This is a genomic window from Parendozoicomonas sp. Alg238-R29, assembly GCF_947331445.1.
Taxonomy (GTDB): domain Bacteria; phylum Pseudomonadota; class Gammaproteobacteria; order Pseudomonadales; family Endozoicomonadaceae; genus Sansalvadorimonas.
Window position 1 is genome coordinate 69,528 of record NZ_CAMZOG010000005.1, and the last position, 20,593, is coordinate 90,120.

At 48.7% G+C, this 20,593-nt stretch carries 15 protein-coding genes and 1 tRNA gene; 11 read left to right on the forward strand and 5 right to left on the reverse strand.

The features are described 5' to 3' along the window. Positions 1-17 precede the first annotated feature (17 nt). The 8 genes from hisC to QMA35_RS02270 all read left to right on the forward strand — a co-directional run bounded on the left by hisC (position 18) and on the right by QMA35_RS02270 (position 9,593). The gene (gene hisC, locus QMA35_RS02235) at positions 18-1,139 is read left to right on the forward strand and encodes a histidinol-phosphate transaminase (RefSeq protein ID WP_281645503.1); all 1,122 of its coding nucleotides are present in this window, start codon (positions 18-20) and stop codon (positions 1,137-1,139) included. Beyond that, complete coding sequence (locus QMA35_RS02240; protein WP_281645504.1) at positions 1,136-3,409, forward strand: bifunctional prephenate dehydrogenase/3-phosphoshikimate 1-carboxyvinyltransferase; 2,274 nt, start codon at positions 1,136-1,138, stop codon at positions 3,407-3,409. Before hisC ends, QMA35_RS02240 begins: the two co-directional genes overlap by 4 nt. Before the next feature lie 7 nt (positions 3,410-3,416). Continuing rightward, on the forward strand, positions 3,417-4,109 hold the full coding sequence (cmk, locus tag QMA35_RS02245) for a (d)CMP kinase (RefSeq protein WP_281645505.1): 693 nt from the start codon (positions 3,417-3,419) through the stop codon (positions 4,107-4,109). Positions 4,110-4,394: 285 nt separating this feature from the next. After that, on the forward strand, positions 4,395-6,077 hold the full coding sequence (rpsA, locus tag QMA35_RS02250; protein WP_281645506.1) for a 30S ribosomal protein S1: 1,683 nt from the start codon (positions 4,395-4,397) through the stop codon (positions 6,075-6,077). A 318-nt stretch (positions 6,078-6,395) separates the two neighbouring features. Further along, entirely contained in the window at positions 6,396-6,707 is a 312-nt protein-coding gene (gene ihfB, locus QMA35_RS02255) for an integration host factor subunit beta (protein WP_281645507.1), read from the forward strand. 386 nt (positions 6,708-7,093) lie between these two features. Then, entirely contained in the window at positions 7,094-8,269 is a 1,176-nt protein-coding gene (lapB, locus tag QMA35_RS02260) for a lipopolysaccharide assembly protein LapB (protein WP_281645508.1), read from the forward strand. A gap of 121 nt (positions 8,270-8,390) precedes the next feature. Next, complete coding sequence (gene pyrF, locus QMA35_RS02265; protein WP_281645509.1) at positions 8,391-9,083, forward strand: orotidine-5'-phosphate decarboxylase; 693 nt, start codon at positions 8,391-8,393, stop codon at positions 9,081-9,083. Positions 9,084-9,101: 18 nt separating this feature from the next. Continuing rightward, positions 9,102-9,593 carry a transcription termination/antitermination NusG family protein gene (locus tag QMA35_RS02270; RefSeq protein WP_281645510.1) on the forward strand — a complete coding sequence of 164 codons (492 nt, stop codon included), beginning with the start codon at positions 9,102-9,104 and terminating at the stop codon, positions 9,591-9,593. 92 nt (positions 9,594-9,685) lie between these two features. On the opposite strand, the gene uvrB is transcribed toward QMA35_RS02270, so the two are convergent. Beyond that, positions 9,686-11,710 carry an excinuclease ABC subunit UvrB gene (uvrB, locus tag QMA35_RS02275; RefSeq protein ID WP_281645511.1) on the reverse strand — a complete coding sequence of 675 codons (2,025 nt, stop codon included), beginning with the start codon at positions 11,708-11,710 and terminating at the stop codon, positions 9,686-9,688. 80 nt (positions 11,711-11,790) lie between these two features. On the opposite strand from uvrB, the gene QMA35_RS02280 reads away from it, so the two are divergent. Both QMA35_RS02280 and QMA35_RS02285 read left to right on the forward strand, forming a co-directional pair. Next, positions 11,791-12,972: a pyridoxal phosphate-dependent aminotransferase gene (locus QMA35_RS02280; protein ID WP_281645512.1), complete on the forward strand. Its 1,182-nt coding sequence runs from the start codon at positions 11,791-11,793 to the stop codon at positions 12,970-12,972. 114 nt (positions 12,973-13,086) lie between these two features. Next, positions 13,087-13,162, forward strand: a tRNA-Asn gene (locus tag QMA35_RS02285). Positions 13,163-13,607: 445 nt separating this feature from the next. Here QMA35_RS02285 and mutS read toward each other — a convergent pair. From mutS to QMA35_RS02305, 4 genes are all read right to left on the reverse strand, one after another. After that, positions 13,608-16,202 (reverse strand): DNA mismatch repair protein MutS, encoded by a 2,595-nt coding sequence (gene mutS / locus QMA35_RS02290; protein ID WP_281645513.1) that lies wholly within the window; start codon positions 16,200-16,202, stop codon positions 13,608-13,610. Between the two features lie 145 nt (positions 16,203-16,347). Beyond that, entirely contained in the window at positions 16,348-16,809 is a 462-nt protein-coding gene (locus QMA35_RS02295; protein WP_281645514.1) for a host attachment protein, read from the reverse strand. Positions 16,810-16,929: 120 nt separating this feature from the next. Further along, positions 16,930-17,412 carry a MaoC family dehydratase gene (locus QMA35_RS02300; protein WP_281645515.1) on the reverse strand — a complete coding sequence of 161 codons (483 nt, stop codon included), beginning with the start codon at positions 17,410-17,412 and terminating at the stop codon, positions 16,930-16,932. A gap of 26 nt (positions 17,413-17,438) precedes the next feature. Further along, positions 17,439-18,410 (reverse strand): alpha/beta hydrolase, encoded by a 972-nt coding sequence (locus QMA35_RS02305; RefSeq protein ID WP_281645516.1) that lies wholly within the window; start codon positions 18,408-18,410, stop codon positions 17,439-17,441. A 468-nt stretch (positions 18,411-18,878) separates the two neighbouring features. On the opposite strand from QMA35_RS02305, the gene QMA35_RS02310 reads away from it, so the two are divergent. Further along, positions 18,879-20,579: an AMP-binding protein gene (locus QMA35_RS02310; RefSeq protein WP_281645517.1), complete on the forward strand. Its 1,701-nt coding sequence runs from the start codon at positions 18,879-18,881 to the stop codon at positions 20,577-20,579. Positions 20,580-20,593 lie beyond the last annotated feature (14 nt).

The window sequence follows — 20,593 nt, forward strand, 5'->3', positions numbered from 1 at the left end:
GTTTTGAGGGGGATAGGGTGAGTTTTGACTTTTTAACAAGTGCTGTGAAAGGTGTGCAAACCTTGCAGCCTTACCAGCCGGGCAAGCCGGTTTCCGAGCTGGCCAGAGAGTTGGGGTTGGATGAAGCTGGTATTGTAAAGCTGGCCAGTAATGAAAATCCTTTGGGTCCCTCAAAGGCTGTTCTTGATGTGATTCATCATGAAATGGCAGAGCTTTCCCGCTATCCCGATGGTGGTGGTTTTGAGCTTAAGAGTGCTTTATCTGAAAAGCTTAAGGTGGATGCTGAGGCTATTACTCTGGGTAACGGTTCCAACGATGTGTTGGACTTGATTGTTCGCTCCTGGGTGGCACCGGGTGATGAAGTTGTTTTTTCTGAGCATGCTTTTGCGGTTTATCCAATTTCAACATTGGCCGCCAGCGGCGTACCGGTTAAGGTTCCAGCTGTTGATTATGGGCACGACCTTGATGCTATGGCAGAAGCTATAACAGAAAAGACCCGCGTCGTATTTATTGCTAACCCCAATAATCCTACCGGAACCTGGTTGTCTCGCGATGCAATTGCCGATTTCTTGAAGAAGGTGCCTGAACGGGTGCTTGTTGTGCTTGATGAGGCTTACTGTGAATATATAGCAGAGCCATCATACCCTGATGGTTTGCAATGGCTTGGCCAGTATTCCAATCTGGTTGTAACGCGAACATTCTCCAAAATTTATGGTCTTGCCGGTCTGCGTGTTGGCTACAGTATATCCAGTGCTGCAATTGCTGGTGTGCTGAACCGTGTACGTCACCCGTTTAATGTGAATAGTCTTGCTTTGGCTGCGGCTGTCGCGGCTTTGGGTGACGATGATTATGTTGATCAAAGTCGCAAGTTAAATAGCGAAGGGATGGCGCTTATCCGGAGTGGGCTGGAAAAGCTGGGGCTAGGTTATATTTCTTCTCTGGGTAATTTTCTGACCTTCGATACCGGGCAAAGTGGAGAAGCGGTGTATAACGCTTTGTTGAGGCGAGGGGTTATTGTGCGCCCTGTCACTGGCTATGGCCTTCCTCAGCACTTGCGGGTTTCTATCGGCACAATGAAAGAAAATCAGTCTTTCCTCGATGCGCTTCCTGATGCGTTGGCAGAAGTGGTTTCTCAATGAGTTCGTTGTCTGCAAAGTCTTCTGGTGTCGCGATGTTTCCCGAATTTAAAGAATGTCGAGTTTTGATTGTCGGTTTGGGGTTGATTGGTGGTTCCCTTGCGGCAGCTCTCAAAAAGCGCCATGTTTGCCGGGAAATTATTGCCTGGGATAGAGACCCTCAGTCACTGATTCTTGCGAAAGAGAAAGGCATAACCGATAGCTCGGCCGACTCTTTGGAGGCCGGCGTCGCTGCGGCTGATATTGTTGTTCTGGCTGTTCCTGTTCTGGCTATGGCTGAGATGGTGCGGGCAGTCGCTACTTTTAATCTGGCTGGAAAGGTTGTGACCGATGTTGGCAGCTGTAAGCAGGATGTTGTTGTGGCGGCCAGAGAATGTTTTGGTGATGCGCTGGCCGGTTTTGTCCCTGGGCACCCCATAGCCGGCTCAGAAAAAAGTGGAATTACAGCTGCCAAGGCTGACCTTTATGAGGCCCATAAGGTGATAGTGACACCTTTGCCTGAGAATGCTGTAGGTGCCAGTCGATTGGTGCGAAGCCTTTGGGAAAGTGTTGGCGCTTTAGTGTTGGAAATGGAGGTTGAGCACCATGATCAGGTTTTGGCCAGAACCAGTCACCTTCCCCATCTTCTGGCCTTTTCTCTGGTGGATACGTTAGCTGGAGATCGGGATAGTCAGGATATCTTTCGTTATGCTGCGGGCGGTTTTCGGGATTTTACTCGTATAGCGGCGAGTGATCCTACTATGTGGCATGACGTTTTTGTTGCAAATCGTGATGCCTTGCTTGAGGCTCTTGATGAATTTTCACAGGGCTTGCAGCATATGTATGCTGCGGTTGAGCAGGGTGACAGCCGGGCGATGACGGGTATTATTACCCGTGCTAAATCGGCCCGGGAACATTTTACTCGCATGCTGGAAAGCCAGTCTTATCTGAAATCTATGAGCAGTCAGTCTTCTATTACCTATGTTGCCCGTCCGGGCGGAACGGCGACCGGTACCCTGCGTGTACCGGGCGATAAATCCATTTCCCATCGATCCATTATGCTGGGTGCTCTGGCTGATGGGAAAACCGAAGTGACCGGTTTTCTGGAGGGAGAGGATGCGTTGGCAACCCTTCAGGCTTTCCGAGATATGGGGGTTGTGATTGAAGGGCCGAGTGATGGTCGTGTCACTATTTATGGTGTTGGTCTTCATGGGTTACAGGCACCACCTGGTCCTCTTTACCTGGGTAATGCCGGCACGGCTATGCGCCTGATGGCAGGTTTGATGGCTGCTCAGAAATTTGATGTTACTCTGACCGGTGATGAGTCTCTTTCCCGGCGCCCGATGAATCGTGTGGTTAACCCTCTGCGTGAGATGGGTGCCGAAATAGAAACCACGGAAGGTGGCAGACCACCACTGGTCATTCGTGGTGGGCATCAGTTGTCCGGCATAGATTACGATATGCCTATGGCTTCTGCTCAGGTAAAATCCTGCCTGCTTTTGGCGGGACTCTATGCTGACGGTGAAACTGTCGTTCAGGAGCCAGGTATTACCCGTGATCATACTGAGCGTATGTTGAGTGGCCTGGGTTATCAGGTTGCCAGTGATGGTGGGCGTGTTTCTGTGCAAGGTGGTGGTCGATTGACCAGTGCTGAGGTGATTGAGGTTCCATCGGATATTTCCTCAGCAGCGTTCTTCCTGGTGGCAGGGTCTATTGCTAAAGATGCTGAGTTGCTTTTGAGTCATGTGGGTATTAATCCAACCCGTACCGGTGTGATTGACATTCTCCAATTGATGGGGGCGGATATCACTCTGGAAAACCAACGAGAAGTTGGAGGTGAGCCTGTAGCGGATATTCGAGTGCGTTCGGCACAGCTGAAAGGCATCGAAATTCCTGAAGAATTGGTGCCACTGGCTATTGACGAGTTCCCTGTGCTGTTTGTGGCTGCCTCCTGTGCTGAAGGGGATACCCTGCTGAAAGGTGCTGAGGAGCTTCGGGTAAAAGAAAGTGATCGTATTCAGTCTATGGCTGATGGATTAAATGCCCTTGGTATTAAAGCGGTTGCTCTACCTGATGGTATGAAGGTTCCTGGGTGTACTGATCAGGGCGTATTTGCTGGTGGCACTGTTCATAGCCATGGTGATCACCGTATTGCCATGGCCTTTGCGGTTGCTTCCTTGCGGGCCCGCGATGATATACGAATTCTGGATTGCGCCAATGTGGCGACATCCTTCCCTAATTTTGTTGATCTGGCCCACTCTGTTGGGTTGAATTTGGTCGAAACGGAAAGCTAGAAAGATTGTGATTGAGAATAATGCCCCGGTTGTCACTATTGATGGGCCGGGTGGTTCCGGGAAGGGAACTATAGCGGGTTTGCTGGCTCGGGAGTTGGGCTGGCATTTGCTGGATAGTGGAGCTCTTTATCGTCTGACAGCGTTAGCTGCTATTAATCATGGTGTTGCGCTGGATGATGAGGCTTCGCTGGAAGTTCTGGCTGCCCATCTTGATGTGCAGTTTCTTGCTGGCGATAACGAGGGTGGCGAGTCTGGCATTGTTCTGGAAGGCGAGCATGTTGAGTCTGCTATCCGCAATGAAGAGGTGGGTATCAGTGCCTCTAAGATTGCCGCGCTTCCAGCGGTTCGTGATGCGCTGATGTCCCGTCAGCAGGCTTTTGCCGAATCTCCTGGCCTGATTGCTGATGGTAGGGATATGGGGACGGTGGTTTTCCCGGATGCTCTCGTAAAAATCTACCTGACCGCGGGTGCTGAAGAGCGAGCAAAGCGTCGCCATATGCAGTTGCAACAGCAAGGAGTGGATGTTAGCCTTGGTCGCCTTTTGGCCGATATCCATGCCCGTGATGAGCGGGATATGCATCGCGCTGTTGCCCCATTAAAGCCAGCTGATGATGCAATCGTGCTGGATAGCACTAAACTAACCATTCAGGAAGTGCTGGGGCGGGTGTTGGATGTGATGTGTGAGCGGGGCGTTATTTAACGCACTGAATGCGGCTCCAGCCCATAATGAATTTCGCTTCTTCCCGCTTGTGGGGGGAGGTTAACAGATTGCAGCCCTCCGGGGTTGTGAAGGTGGATCAGTAGTCTTGTTACGCAGAATTCTGTTTTATCTGTTGTAACGAAAGCCAGCGCTGGATTACTGGCCATAATATTTTTTGACCACGCAGGCTGGTGGCGTGGAGCAAATTGCAACATTACCATCCGATGCTTCTCTTTGTTTTGGAGCTCAATAGGATGCTCTTCTGTTGTATTTACAGGATTTATAATGACTGACAGCTTTGCCGAACTCTTTGAAGAGAGTCTGAAAGAAATTGAAATGAAGCCAGGTTCCATCATCGATGGTATCGTGGTTGATATCGATGGTGACTGGGTTATCGTTCACGCTGGCCTGAAGTCTGAGGGTGTTATCCCTGTAGACCAGTTCCGTGATGAAAACGGCGAAATCTCCGTTCAGATTGGCGACACTGTACAGGTTGCTTTGGATGCAGTTGAAGACGGTTTCGGTGAAACCCGTCTGTCCCGTGAAAAGGCTAAGCGCGCTGAGTCCTGGAAAGGCCTTGAAGCAGCCTTCGCATCCGAAGAAATCGTTAAGGGTGTTATCAGTGGTAAGGTTAAGGGTGGTTTCACCGTTGACGTTAACACTATCCGTGCATTCCTGCCTGGTTCTCTGGTTGACGTTCGTCCAGTTCGCGATACCGCGCACCTGGAAGGAAAAGAGCTGGACTTTAAAGTAATTAAGCTGGATCAGAAGCGCAACAATGTTGTTGTTTCCCGTCGTGCAGTTCTGGAAGCTGAAAACTCCGCTGAGCGTGAGCAGCTGCTGGAATCTCTGCAGGAAGGTCTGGAAGTAAAGGGTATAGTTAAGAACCTGACCGATTACGGCGCGTTTGTAGATCTGGGTGGTGTTGACGGTCTGCTGCACATCACAGACATGGCTTGGAAGCGTATCAAGCATCCAAGTGAAATCGTTAACGTTGGCGATGAAATCAACGTTAAGGTTCTGAAGTTTGACCGTGAGCGTAACCGTGTATCTCTGGGTCTGAAGCAGCTGGGTGAAGATCCATGGGTTGCTATCAAGGCACGTTTCCCAGAAGGTTCCAAGGTAACTGGTCACGTAACCAACCTGACTGACTACGGCTGCTTTGTTGAGCTGGAAGAAGGCGTTGAAGGTCTGGTACACGTTTCCGAAATGGACTGGACCAACAAGAACATTCACCCATCCAAGGTTGTTAACCAGGGTGATGAAGTTGAAGTTATGGTTCTGGACATCGACGAAGAGCGTCGTCGTATTTCTCTGGGTGTTAAGCAGTGCAAGCAGAACCCATGGGAAGAGTTCGCGACTCTGAGCAGCAAGAGCGACGTTTTGAAGGGTACCATCAAGTCTATCACTGACTTCGGTATCTTCATTGGTCTGCCTGGCGGCATCGACGGTCTGGTTCACCTGTCCGACATCAGCTGGAACGAAACTGGCGAAGAAGCGGTACGCAACTACAAGAAGGGCGAGGAAGTCGAAGCTGTCATCCTGTCCATCGACGCAGAGCGTGAGCGTATCTCCCTGGGTATCAAGCAGCTGCAGAACGATCCTTTCGCCAACTATGTTGATGCTAACCAGAAAGGCATCATCGTTAAGGGCGTGATCAAGGAAGTAACCGCTAAGGCTGCTACAGTGACTTTGGCTGACGAAGTTGAAGGTACTCTGAAAGCTTCCGAGATCAGCCGTGACCGCGTTGAAGACGCAACTACTCTGCTGAAGGCTGGTGAAGAGCTGGAAGCTAAGATTGTTAGCGTTGATCGTAAGAACCGCGTAATCAGCCTGTCTATCAAAGCGAAAGACGAAGCTGACGAAAAGGTTGCTATGAAAGAACTGCGTAGCAAGAAGCAGGACGTTGAAGTTGGTGGTCCTACCACTATTGGTGACCTGATCAAGGCGCAGATGGAAAGCAAGTAATTTATTGCTTCCGATTATTACCTGTTTCGGCAGATAATAACTCCAAAAAAACCGCAAAGACAAAGCCGAATGGTTTTGTGTTTGCGGTTTTTTTGTTTGTTCTTTGTTATAGCTTTAAGGTGTTATCTGTGTATGGCTTGATTCCTGTTTCAGGATTAGCTAATTTGGGGTTGCTGTACTTGTAAGGCGCTGACAAGTAGAAAAATGCCAAGCGCATCATGCGCATCATGATGTTGCGTTCTGGTATGGTTCAGTACAGCGGTAGGGGATATCCAAACAAGGGATGCTGTTTCTGCTCAGGCAGAAGGGGGATAAGCAATGACCCGGTCAGAATTGATTGAGCGAATGACAGAAAGACAAAGTCAGCTGGCAATAAAAGATGTTGAGCTGGCTGTAAAGTCGATTGTTGACGAGTTATCTGGGGCCTTAGCTTCTGGCCAGCGTGTTGAGATTCGAGGTTTTGGCAGTTTTTCTCTGCATTTTCGTGCACCGCGTGTCGGTCGCAACCCCAAAACGGGAGATGCTGTAGATCTTTCCGGTAAATACGTCCCCCACTTCAAGCCAGGAAAAGAACTTCGAGAAAGAGTAAACGATTCTTTGCTGGCAGAAATGCGGCTCCGTAGCCGTTAATTTTATTTTTCTGTTGTTTGGCTGGTTATTGGCGCTGGCCTTCTCACCTCTGGCTGATTTTCATGTTGATCAGGCTTCAAAAAATTTTGCGTGCTCTCGGCTACCTGCTTACCACTGGCTTTTTTATCGTTGTTTTTGCAGGGTTAATGCTGGCCAACAAAGAGAGTCTTGTTGTTGGTTTCTGGAGTTGGTCCGCTCCTCCTTTATCTCTGTCTTCAATTCTTTTTTCCGCTTTTTTTCTCGGCTGTGCATTGGGGGTGGGGTTTTGCCTTTTCTCTGTTTTCCGTCTCACACTGGCCAATCAGAGCCTGCGGCGAAAATTGAAGCGCAGGGATGCTGAAATACAAAAATTGAGGGTAAGCGCGTTACGGGGGTTGTCTTCCTAAATGGCTGACGTGGCGTTGCTGATTTTAATTTTTGTCTCTCTCGGTGTGGGGGTTCTGCTTGGTCGATATGAAAAATACCGTCGGAGTTCTACTGAAAGTGCTGACAGTCTTAGCAGTGAGTATTTTGTAGGCCTTAATTATCTTTTGAATGAGCAGACTGATGAAGCGATAGAGAGTTTTATTCGTGCGCTGGAGGTGAATGGCGATACTGTTGAAACTTTTGTTGTGCTCGGTCGTCTGTTTCGCCAGCGTGGTCAGCTGGATAAAGCTATTCAGGCTCATCAGGATATTCTCGCCCGTCCGAGCCTGACACGTGAGCAGATGCTGGATGTGCAGCTAGAGTTGGCCAAGGATTATGTGACAGCAGGGCTTTTCGACAGGGCTGAAGCTTTGCTTGAAGATATTGTTCGGCAGAGTTGGAGGGGGTGGAGAGAGAGCTTTAATACTCTTCTATTTGTTTATGAAACGGAAAAAGACTGGAAGAAATGTGTCCTGCTGGTTGGACGATTGAAGGGGCAGGCTTCTGATGACTATTCCTTTCGCCTCTCTCACTATTACTGTGAACTTGCAGAAATGGCAATTGATCATTCTGATGTTCTGGGTGCCAGAAAGTATTTGAAGTTGGCGGGGCATGGGCATCGTTCCAATGTCCGGGTTTCGCTTTTACTCGGACGGCTGGAAATGGCGGCTGGCAACTTTCGTGATGCTATTCGTGCCCTGGAGAAGATTGCAGAACAAGATAAAAGATATATCTCTGAAAGTATTCCTCAGCTTGAAGAGTCTTATTCTCATATTCGCTCGGCTCGAGGGTTAACATCCTATCTGGGGCGGTGCCTTCGTGATGCGCCATCATCTGCGGTTATTATGGCTTCAGCCCGGCTTGTTGCTTTGCAGCAGGGAGATAAGGAGGCTGGTCGCTTTGTGGCCGAACAGATTGTTAAGCGCCCCTCACTAAAAGGTTTGAATGCGCTGATTGATCTGCATTTACAGATGGCGGAAGGTCGTGCCAAGCAAAATCTGGCAATGTTAAGAGGATTGACAGGGCGACTGGAAAATTCCAAACCAGTACATCGCTGTGAACAGTGCGGTTTTGAAGGTAAGGAGCTGCATTGGAGTTGTCCGAAGTGCCATGAGTGGGGCACGATTAAACCAATCATGGGGCTTGAAGGTGAGTAAGTCGCCATTAAAGTTTTTTTGAAGGTGCGTTGTAGATATGATTTTTACTGGTGCATTCTTTATACTCAGTGGCCCCTGATGGGGCTATTTTTTTTGAATGTAAATAAAAGGAAAGCTCAGCATGGCCTGCTCAAGTCCGCTTATTATTGCGCTTGATTATCCAAATGCAGAACAGGCTCTGGATATGGCTGACCAACTTGACCCTGCACTTTGCAGAGTTAAGGTGGGTAAAGAATTATTTACTTCCGCAGGCCCCGCGATTGTTGAGGGTTTGCAGAAAAAGGGGTTTGAGGTTTTCCTGGATCTTAAGTTTCATGACATTCCCAATACTACAAGCAAAGCTGTGCAGGCTGCTGCGAGCCTTGGTGTATGGATGGTGAATGTTCATGCTTCAGGTGGGAGTCGTATGATGGAGGCTTGTCGCAATGTTGTGGATAAATCCAGTCATCAACCACTTCTGATTGCTGTCACTGTTCTTACCAGTATGGCGCCTGAAGATATGGCTGAGCTCGGTCTTCCTGAGCCTGAAAGGCAGGTTCTCAATCTTGCAGCCCTTTCTCAGCGCAGTGGGATGGATGGAGTTGTTTGCTCAGCTCAGGAGGCGTCTTTACTTAAGCGTGAGCTTGGTAAGGATTTTGCTTTGGTTACTCCAGGCATTCGACCTGCTGGTGATGCTCAGGGTGACCAGCGACGTATTGTTACTCCAGCACAGGCTGTGAGTAATGGGAGTGACTACCTTGTGATTGGCCGCCCAGTCACGCAATCGGAGAATCCGGTTGCAAAATTAGAAGATATTATAACAACTCTGCAGTAAGGCAGTGGGTGATAACTTATGGATGAGTGGTTTGTGGTAAAAACCCGTCCACGCCAAGAAGAGCGGGCGGTTGAGAATCTCGAAAATCAGGGTTTTGCGGCTTTTTGCCCTCATATGTTGCGTAAGCGAAAGCAGCCGGGGCGTGTGGAAGCCTGTAAAAGAGAACCGCTGTTTCCGGGGTATATCTTTTTGCTTGATGAGAGTCGTGTTGGTGGTCAGCGCTGGGATCGGGTTCGTTCTACTCGAGGGGTTTCTGGCTTTATCCGGTTTGGTGAAATGCATGCCCGCGTGTCGGACGAATTTGTAGAAGGCCTCCGGGATAACGAAAAAATCGGCAGTGTTGATGAGCTGTTTAAAATTGGTCAGCCGGTTATTTTTACTGAAGGTGCCTATAAAAATATTCCCGGTGTTTATCTGGCCAGGCGAGGGGATGATCGTTGCATTATTTTGATCAATATTCTCAACAGTGAACGCCGGGTTCATGCCAGTCTTGCGGATATCTCGGCCTGATTGTTTACATCTCAGAACCTGCTCGTGATTTTTTTGTAGTGTTGCCGGTTCACGAGTCGATTGTGAACCGACTTTTACTGTTAAGCTGAAGGCTACAAAGTCTTCAGTTCATCTCTCAGTTTCATGATTTCATCCCGAGTGTGGGCAGCCTCTTCAAACTCGAGGTTGCGCGCATGGGTGTGCATTTTCTCTTCCAGACCCTTTATGAGTTTGGCAATATCCTGCGGTGAGTGAAGTTGTTGTTCGCTGGCTTTGTAGTTCGCCTTTTTCTCTGCGACTCTTTGTTTTTGCTTTCCTCGTCCTCCAGAAATAGCTCCTTCCAGAATGTCTGTCACGCTTTTGCTAACACCTTTTGGGGTGATATTGTGGGTTTTGTTAAACTCCACCTGTTTTGTACGACGGCGTTCGGTTTCATCGATAGCGCGCTGCATAGAGCCGGTCATTCTGTCGGCGTACAAAATTGCCTTCCCGTTTAAATTTCGGGCAGCACGGCCAATGGTCTGAATCAGTGAGCGGTCGCTTCGCAGGAAGCCTTCTTTATCTGCATCAAGGATGGCGACCAGTGAAACTTCCGGCATGTCCAGACCTTCCCGCAAAAGGTTGATGCCGACAAGTACATCAAAGGCTCCTAGTCGTAAATCACGGATAATTTCTATACGTTCAACTGTGTCGATATCAGAATGAAGATAGCGAACCCTTACACCGTTCTCTCCAAGGTATTCGGTAAGGTCTTCAGCCATACGTTTGGTTAAGGTGGTAACCAGGACGCGATCGCCACGGCTGGTTCGCTCATGGATTTCACTGAGTAGGTCATCAACCTGTGTTGTGGCTGGTCTTATTTCAATATCTGGGTCTACAAGCCCGGTAGGGCGAACAACCTGCTCGACAACCTGATCCTGATTATTGTTTTCATAGTTGCCTGGTGTCGCCGAAATGAAAATTGTCTGTGGTCGTTTGGTTTCCCATTCTTCAAACATCATTGGTCGATTGTCGAGAGCGGATGGTAAGCGAAAACCGAAGTTGACCAGTGTTTCTTTTCTGGAACGGTCACCCTTGTACATGGCACCAATCTGTGGAGTGGTGACGTGAGACTCATCAATTAAAAGCAGTGCGTCATCGGGGAGGTAATCGAACAAAGTTGGCGGTGGTTCGCCGGGGCCTCGACCAGAGAGATAGCGGGAGTAGTTTTCGATGCCAGTGCAGTAGCCAAGTTCCAGCATCATTTCAATATCAAAGCGGGTGCGTTGTTCGAGGCGCTGGGCTTCGACAAGTTTATCGTTATCTCGCAGAAACTTAAGGCGTTCCTCCAGTTCAACTTTAATTGACTCAATAGCGTCAAGAATGGTTTGTCTTGGGGTGACGTAATGAGATTTTGGAAAGATAGTTACCCGAGGCACTTTGCGAAGAACTTCACCGGTAAGGGGATCAAACCAGCTTATGTTTTCCAGTTCGTCGTCAAACAGCTCTAGTCTCACAGCTTCTTTTTCAGATTCGGCAGGAAATACATCGATAACATCCCCTCGCACTCTGTATGTGGCCCTTTGTAGTTCTACGTCGTTGCGGGTGTATTGCAATTCTGCCAGGCGGCGAAGAATGGCGCGATGATCAATGCGATCCCCTCTGGATAGATGCATCATCATCTTCAAATAAGATTCCGGGTCACCGAGTCCGTATATAGCTGACACTGTTGCTACAATTATCGCGTCTTTACGCTCTAAGAGAGCTTTAGTGGCGGAGAGGCGCATTTGTTCAATGTGTTCATTAATAGACGCATCTTTTTCAATGAATGTATCCGAAGCGGGTACATAAGCTTCTGGCTGGTAGTAGTCGTAATAAGAAACGAAATACTCAACGGCGTTATTGGGGAAAAACTCTTTGAACTCGCCATAAAGTTGGGCGGCCAGTGTTTTATTCGGAGCCATGATCATGGCTGGGCGCTGCAGCTCAGCGATTACGTGGGCAGAAGTAAACGTTTTTCCCGAGCCTGTTACGCCTAATAGGGTTTGGCAGGCAAGGCCGTTTCTGGCACCGTTTACCAGTTGTTTGATGGCATTTGGCTGATCTCCGGCAGGTTTGAAGGGAGAAACAACCTTCAGAGGAGCTGAACTCTGGATCATCGGGTTCCTGCTGTCGACATGGTGGGTTATGATAACTCCAGTTTGCATGGGGTAGAGTGCGAAATAAAGAGGAGAGAGGTGTGGATCAACGACTTTCCCGTCGGGTACAGGCTGTAAAGCCTTCACCGACACTTGCAGTTACGACACGGGCCGCTGAGTTGCGTGCGTCTGGGAAAGATATTATCGGGCTTGGAGCGGGTGAACCCGACTTCGATACTCCCGATCATATTAAAGAGGCCGCCATTAATGCCATCAATAGTGGTCAAACAAAATACACAGCGGTTGACGGAACACCTTCTCTTAAAAAAGCTATTATCGAGAAATTTCAGCGTGATAATGGTTTAACTTATCAGCCTTCACAAATTCTTGTGTCTGCTGGAGGGAAGCACAGCTTTTTTAATATGGCGCTGGCGCTACTTGATACTGGTGATGAGGTGGTTATTCCTGCGCCTTACTGGGTGTCTTATCCAGATATGGTGCGTATTGCTGAAGGTGTTCCTGTTATTGTTGAAGCTGGAGCGGATAACCATTTTAAAATTACCGCTGCGCAATTGCGGGCAGCAATGAGCGAGAAAACCCGGCTTGTGGTTTTAAACAGTCCCTCCAACCCAACGGGGATGGCCTACTCGGAACAAGAACTTAAAGAGCTGGCTGATGTATTGCTTGAGTTTCCGAATGTTCTGGTGGCCACAGATGATATGTATGAGCATATTCTCTGGGGTGATGAGGCGTTTGTGAATATTGTTAATGTATGCCCTGAGCTTTATGACCGTGCCATTGTTATGAATGGAGTCTCTAAGGCTTATTCCATGACCGGCTGGCGAATTGGTTATGTGGGTGGCCCTGAGTGGCTCATTAAGAATATGAAAAAGATTCAGTCCCAAAGTACGTCAAATCCATGTTCTATTGCTCAGGCTGCTGCTGAGGCGGCACTGTCTGGTCCTCAGGAATGTGTTAAGGAAATGGTTATTGCTTTCAAGCAGCGTCATGATCATGTACTGGATCGGCTGAACCAGCTGCCCGGTGTGGCAGCGCTACCGGCAGATGGAACGTTCTATAGTTTTCCTGATTTCAGTGAAGCCATGGCGGCCGGTGGTTATAAGACAGATGTTGAATATGCAGAAGCCTTATTGGAAGCTGGTGTAGCTCTTGTTCCTGGCTCCGCATTCGGGGCTCCCGGGCATATGCGACTGTCTTTTGCGACCAGTATGGAAAACCTTGATAAGGCGATCGATCGTTTGGCCGCTTTCTTGAGCAGGTAAGCAATTTTTAGATGGGCGTCTGCAGATGCTTGGCGCCCTTATAATTTTTTACTCTATGGCTGTTGACCAAGGCGAAAGCAGTTAGTAGACTTCGGTTCGAAATCGCAAGACAGATCCCCGATAGCTCAGTTGGTAGAGCAAATGACTGTTAATCATTGGGTCACTGGTTCGAGTCCAGTTCGGGGAGCCACTTTTTATTACAAGCTTATAATCATTAATTAAAGCAATCTGCTTTCCCTTCCTTTCAGTTCAATAAAATTATCAAATTCATCTACCTGAAAAATTCCAATCTTGTTTGGCTTTTTGTGCTCCTGAAAAGTACTCAAAATCGCATAATTCATTTATTGCATTATCAGCTATTTGAGTTGTCGTGGTTCTTATGGATCAACCCCTTCAAGCCTTTGTGGGCTGACTGGTTATTGATAGCGGTGTAGAAGGTTGATTTCCGAATTTAGGCCCAGAATAACAAAGCCCCGGCGTAGTCGCAGAGGCTTTGTGAGATGGGTGGCCACGCTGGAGCATAGTTGTTTTCAGAGTGCTTTTACCACGAGTGTTTTTACCACGAGTGTTTTTACCACGAGTGTTTTTACCACGAGTGTTTTTACCACGAGTGTTTTTACCAATAGTGGTTTGATCTAGTTTGTCATCTCCTTAAGTTGGTAAAGCAGGTTTAATGCTTCTCGAGGAGTAAGATTATCTGGATTTAGCTCATTCAGTTCTTCAACCGCAGGGTGGTTGGTTGGTGAGAATAGATCTACCTGTGGGCTTATCATGTCGACTTTTTTCCGTGGTGCTGGCATTTCAGCAGGCGCGGAAGCCTTTGCCATATCCCCGGCTTCCAGCTGTTCCAGGCGACCTTTAGCTAGCTGAATAACATCTCGTGGAACCCCTGCAAGTTGTGCCACCTGCAAGCCATAACTCTGGCTTGCCGGACCTTCCTGAATAGCATGCAGGAATACAATGCTGTCGCCATGTTCTGTTGCGTTCAGGTGAACATTAACAACGCCGGATGTTTCTTCTGGCAGCTGTGTTAACTCAAAGTAATGCGTGGCGAACAGGGTGAAGGCTTTTACTTGGTCGGCCAGATGGCGGGCGCAAGCCCAGGCAAGTGATAGGCCGTCAAAGGTGCTGGTGCCACGACCTACTTCATCCATCAATACCAGGCTGCGCTCTGTTGCATTGTTAAGGATACTGGCCGTTTCGGTCATTTCTACCATGAAGGTAGAGCGGCCGCCGGCCAAATCATCCGATGAGCCGATACGGGTAAATATGCGGTCCACCAAGCCAATCTTTGCGCTGGCGGCAGGTACATAGCTGCCAATGTGGGCTAGCAGAACAATCAATGCTGCCTGACGCATATAAGTCGATTTACCACCCATGTTGGGGCCGGTAATGACCAGCATGCGCCGGTCGTTGCATAACTCCAGACTATTGGCGACAAAAGGTTCTTCCAGTACCTGCTCCACAACCGGATGGCGACCTTCGTCAATATGAAGGCCGGGTTCATCTGTGAGTTCGGGGCGACACAGGTTAAGTGTCTGGCTGCGTTCTGCCAGACTGGTCAGAACGTCCAGCTCCGCAATAGCGGCTGCAGAATCTTGCAATAATCCGAGGTTTTCGTTCAGCTTTTCCAGCAGTTCTTCGTAGAGTGCTTTTTCCCGAGCTAGTGCACGACTTTTACTGGACAGAGCTTTATCTTCAAACTCTTTTAATTCCGGTGTTATGAAACGTTCATTGTTTTTCAGTGTTTGTCGGCGAATATAATCGGCAGGGGCATCTTCAGATTCGCGACGGCTGATTTCAATGTAGTACCCATGAACACGGTTAAAGCCAACTTTCAGGGTGCTCAGGCCGGAACGTTCTTTTTCCCGTTTTTCCAGATCAAGCAGGTAACCACCTGCATTCTCGCTGAGTGCTCGTAGTTCATCCAGCTCTTCATCGTAACCTGTGGCAATGACCCCTCCATCACGAATGACCACCGGAGGGTTTTCAATAATGCCCCGTTGGAGTAGATCAACCTCTTCAGGGAAAACGCTGATGCGTTCGGATAGGGTGCCTAGAAGATCACTGGCGACAGTGGTCAGGTTGGTCTGAATTTCCGGGAGGCACGATAGTGCGTCACGCAAGCGAGCCAAATCCCGTGGGCGGGCAGAGTGAAGGGCAACGCGTCCCAAAATACGTTCGATATCGCTGATGCCACGGAGTACTGGTGTCAGAGATTCGTAAGTGTAATGTTCCAACAGGCCAGCAATAGCATTCTGGCGGAGATCTAATTTTTTGCGATGGCAAAGTGGACGGTTCAGCCAGCGAGCCATCAGGCGGCTGCCCATGGCTGTCGCGGTGCTGTCCATAACCGACAGCAGTGTGTTGTCTTTGCCGCCGTTGAGATTAATGTCTAACTCTAAATTGCTGCGACTTGCGGCATCGAGAACAACAGTTTCTTCCCGCCGTTCCACAGAAATGGAGCGTAGGTGTGGCAGCTCTGTACGTTGAGTATCACGCACATATTGAAGCAGGCAGCCAGCCGCTTCAATGGCAACACTCATCTGCTCGCAACCGAAGCCTGCCAGATCTTTGGTGGCGAATTGGCGGATCAGTAAGTCATGGGCGCTGTCGCGATCAAAACACCAGGGCGGCTGGCGGTTTGCACCTTTACGTTTGGCAACTTGGTCTGGAAACGTGCGATCTTCACTTAGCAGAAGCTCCCGGGGAGAGAGGCGTTGGATTTCGCTAAGGACAGCTTCTTCTGTTTTAACTTCCATAATCCGGAAGCGGCCACTGGTGATATCCAGCCAGGCCATGCCGTATTCTTCTTTCTGGCGATGGATTGCCATCAGCCAGTTGTCACTGTGCTCTTCCAGCAGGGCTTCATCACTGACTGTTCCTGGCGTGATAACCCGGGTGACTTTCCGTTCAACGGGACCTTTACTGGTAGCAGGGTCGCCAATCTGTTCGGCAATGGCAACGGATTCACCCAGCTTTACCAGACGGGCCAGATATCCTTCAGCTGCATGGTAGGGGATGCCGGCCATGGGGATGGGGTCGCCGGCAGAGTGGCCACGGGCTGTGAGGGTTATATCCAGTAATTCTGCCGCTTTGCGAGCATCGTCGTAGAAAAGCTCATAAAAATCCCCCATGCGGTAGAACACCAACTGGTTGCGGTGCTCCTGTTTGATGCGAAGGTATTGTTGCATCATCGGGGTATGGGTGGATTGTTTCTCTTTTGCCATCTGCAATCTGTCGTTTGAGCTGATTCTGAAAATGCGGGAAATCCGACCATCTTATCATGTGCGGCCTTGCAGAGTGTTTAAAAATTGATTTCGATCGTTTGATCTTTTCTTCTTGGAGCCGGATCAGGCGATCCGGCGTGAGGTGTTAGAAGTTATTGGAAAGCATGGTCTGGGGGCTGAGATGCTGCATGATGCGTTCATCATTCTCAGTAACCAGATTTTTGTTGACCTTGTGGGTCAAGGGGATGTCTTTTTTCAGTTTTGGCAGTAACTCACCCATAAATCCTGGTGGCGCGCAGACCTGCAACGCCTGAAAGCTATGCTGATCATGGGCATGGTTGATAGCTTTGGCAATCATGTGGGTGAAGCGAGAATTTTCCTGATGTTTGGGGGAGCGATCCGGTGTTCCGAGGCCGCGGTTTGCCATAGAGTCGGGACTTCGGGTTTTGGTCGTATGCCCGGTTCTGTCGGTTATAAAATCTCCATTATGCCACCGCCCTTCTTCATGCTGAATGTGATCAAGTAGTTGCAGGTCGTGTTGGTGGGGATGGAAGTTATACATGCAGGCCTGACTGTTATCGGCCACAAGAACCCAGATGGGACGCATACGCTTATCCTCCGTAGAGTCACGCAATAAAATTAGTCTATTTGTGGAGGAATAGGGGAAGGAAAATGCAATACGACAGGCAAGGCCTGTCGTACAAAGCGGTATTTTGGCTATGGTTTCTTATTTGAGGCCGTCTATGTTGACCTTTGGCAGGTTCGCTTCCTCAAGAACAACCTGCTCCTGACCAGGCATAACCGTGGCCTTTCCTTTAACAACAAATTGGCCATTCTGGTTCACTACGTTGGTGGCAAAGGTAGCCATTTTGGTTCGTTCATTCTTTTCCAGAACCTCCAGCTGAACTGTCAGTTCATCGCCAACTTTTGCCGGGCGCAGGAATTTCAATTCCTGACTTCGATAAACGCCGCTCGGACCGGGCATAATCATTGCCAGGGCCGCGGAAATCAGGGAGCCGGTCCACATGCCGTGGGCAATGCGTTCACCAAACTGAGATGTTGATGCAAACTCTTTATCTACGTGTATGGGATTGTGGTCACCGGATACAGTAGCGAACAAAATCAAATCCTGCTCGGTGAGGGTGCGCTGATAAGTTGCAGTATCACCAATGTTGAGCTTGTTATAAGGCACGTTTGCCAGGGTTGTCACACAGTAGTCCTCATAAAACTACAGACTTAATCCCTGGCGCTTTGTGTGACCTCGGGTTCCATCTGTAGTTTGTTTTTGTCAGGGGTATGATGTTCCAGCCAGACAAGTAATTTGGCTGTTACCTCATCGCGATTGGTTTCGTTCAGCATTTCATGGCGGCCATTCGGCCAGATATCGCAAGTGATATCTGTGATGCCTGCGCTGGAAAGACTGTCTGCCAGTTTTTGCAGACCTTTGCCAGCCTGGCCAACAGGGTCTTGATCCCCACCAGTAATGTATAAAGGTAGCCGGGAATCAATTTTTTTCAGGGCAGATACCGATGAAATCGATAACAGACCATGAAAAAGATCCAGCCATAAACCATTGGTACACTGAAATCCACACAGTTTATCAGCTATATAAGCATCGACCTCTGCAGAATCCCGTGAAAGCCAATCGAATTGAGTGCGAACAGGCTTAAACGCGTTGTTATACGAGCCGAACGTAAGTGTGTCAACCAACTTGCTGCAGCCTGTTCGCCCAATGCGATAACTCTCTATCAGAGTGGCCAGGTTTCCCAGCTTGAGTAGTAACCGCGGGGCAAAGTTTGAACCGGAGAGGAGGGCTCCAGTTAGGTGATGTGGTTTTCGCATCAGCCAGGACTGGGTGATAAAGCTCCCCATGCTGTGGCCAAAAATAAACAATGGGACACCAGGACAGAAACTGTGTAAATGGTCCCAGGCGTAATCAACATCCTCCACGACCTTCTCCCACCCCCGCTCGTGGGCAAATGTACCCAGTTCAAGCTCTGGAGTATCGGGGCCGTGCCCACGATGATCGATAGCCATCACTGTGTAACCGGCCTTGTTCAGCGCTTCAGCGAAGCGGGCATACCTTTGCCCGTGTTCAGACATCCCATGAAGGATAAGAACTGCTCCTCTGGGGTGTTCCACAGACCAGCGATAAGCTGGTATACGGTGATGATCGCAGGAGTCCAGATGAAACTGACTGAAAACCATGTCTTCCCCCTGACTTTTAAAGGGGTATTGTTGAATACGCCCTTATATTTTCGTTGTTATTTGAGGTTATTCGCTGGTTATGGTGACAGATAGAGCCGGTGAACTGCAAATGTCTTTCAGGTGCCATAAATGTAAATTTTCTTTTCTCTACATATCAATAGGTTACTGGATTGAAACCCTGAAAAACTGTTAATCTACGCCGCTATTTTCAGTAGCTTCTGAAATAACCTCTCCGTTTTTTATCAGCATATGCCCTACAAAGGCTAAATGTTCTCGCTATATTCGATCTGCATTATTAAAGATATGGCTTGAGTAAGACAAACTGATTGATGAGAGGTTGGTTCAGAAGTTAGCTGCTCTGGGCGGATACTCCGAATCAGGAGCGCTTTCTAATCCTTTTCAGTACTTGCAGATATTCTGTCCTGGTGTCTACCAGTCAGGATTCACCCGTTATATCAGGAGTCAGACATGAGTGGGAATTTTTGGGCCGAGAAGTACCCTGACGGTATCGCCCCAAATATCGGTGAGGTGCCGTATTCTTCGATTCTGGATGTCCTTGATCTGGCTTGTGATAAGTTTCAGCACAAACCTGCCTTTTCCAACCTTGGCAAAACCATCACCTACGGGGATTTGAACGCTTTAAGTGATCGCTTTGCGGCCTGGCTGCAGCGTGAAACTGACCTTGTTCCCGGAGACCGTATCGCTGTTCAGTTACCTAACCTGATGCAGTTTCCAGTAGTTGTGTTCGGTGCATTGAAGGCAGGACTGATTATTGTGAACACTAACCCGCTTTATACTGAGCGGGAAATGGAACATCAGTTTAAAGATTCCGGTGCCAAAGCACTTGTCGTGCTGGCAAATATGGCGCATCTGGCTGAGGTCGTGGTTCCCCACACAAGTATCAAACACATTATAGTGACTGAAATCGGGGACATGTTGCCGCCGGTAAAACGTTTAATTGTAAACAGTGTTGTTCGCCATGTGCGGAAAATGGTTCCGGCCTTTAATCTTCCTGCTGCTGTTTCTTTCAATGAAACTCTGGCCAAAGGGGCTGACCTTTCTTTGAAACGTCATAAAGCCAGCGCTTCCGATACGGCTGTTCTCCAGTACACCGGCGGTACAACGGGCGTTGCCAAGGGTGCCGAGCTCAGTCATGCCAATATCATCGCCAATATGATGCAGATTCTGGGCATGGTGAAAAAAGATATTGTGCTGGGTGATGAGCTGATTGTCGCTCCTCTCCCGCTTTATCACATTTACTCCTTTACTGTTCATTGTATGGTGGGGCTGGTGACCGGTATGCACAGCCTGCTGATTACCAATCCAAGAGATTTGAAATCTTTTGTTAAGGATCTGCAGAAGTATCCTTTCACCATGATGGTAGGTTTGAACACTTTGTTTAACGGCCTGATGAAGAATCAGGACTTTCAGCGCTTGGATTTCTCCCGTCTGAAAATTACGCTGTCTGGCGGTATGGCCCTACAGATGAATACGGCCAAGCGCTGGGAAAAAATGACAGATTGCGCCATTAATGAAGGCTATGGCATGACGGAAGCTTCTCCGGTAGTGACTTTGAATCCATTGTCGGATAACCGTCTCGGTAGTATTGGTATGCCCTTGCCGTCTACTGACATCAGAATTGTGAATGATGAAGGTGATGAGCAGGGTATTGGTGAAACCGGTGAACTCTGTATTCGTGGGCCTCAGATTATGAAAGGCTACTGGCAGCGCCCGGAAGAGACTGCCAAAACGTTGAGCGAGGACGGCTGGCTCAGTACTGGTGATATTGCCACCATTGATGAAGATGGCTACCTGCGTATTGTTGATCGCAAAAAAGATATGATCAGCGTTTCAGGGTTCAACGTTTACCCCAATGAGCTGGAAGATGTACTGACCCGCCATCCGGATGTTGAACTCTGTGCGGCTATTGGTGTGCCTTGTGAAAAAACAGGTGAGAACATCAAAGTCTTTGTGGTTACCAAGAACTCGGCATTAACGTCAGATGACGTGCGTAATCATTTCCGACAGTATGTAACGGGTTATAAAGTGCCTAAGTTGGTGGAGTTTCGCAGTGAGCTGCCTGTAACCAATGTGGGTAAAATCCTTCGCCGGACTTTGCGGGATGAAGAACTTGCCAAGGCTGCCAAAAAAACAGCCGCTGCTGTGTAACTTAAGAGATTAGC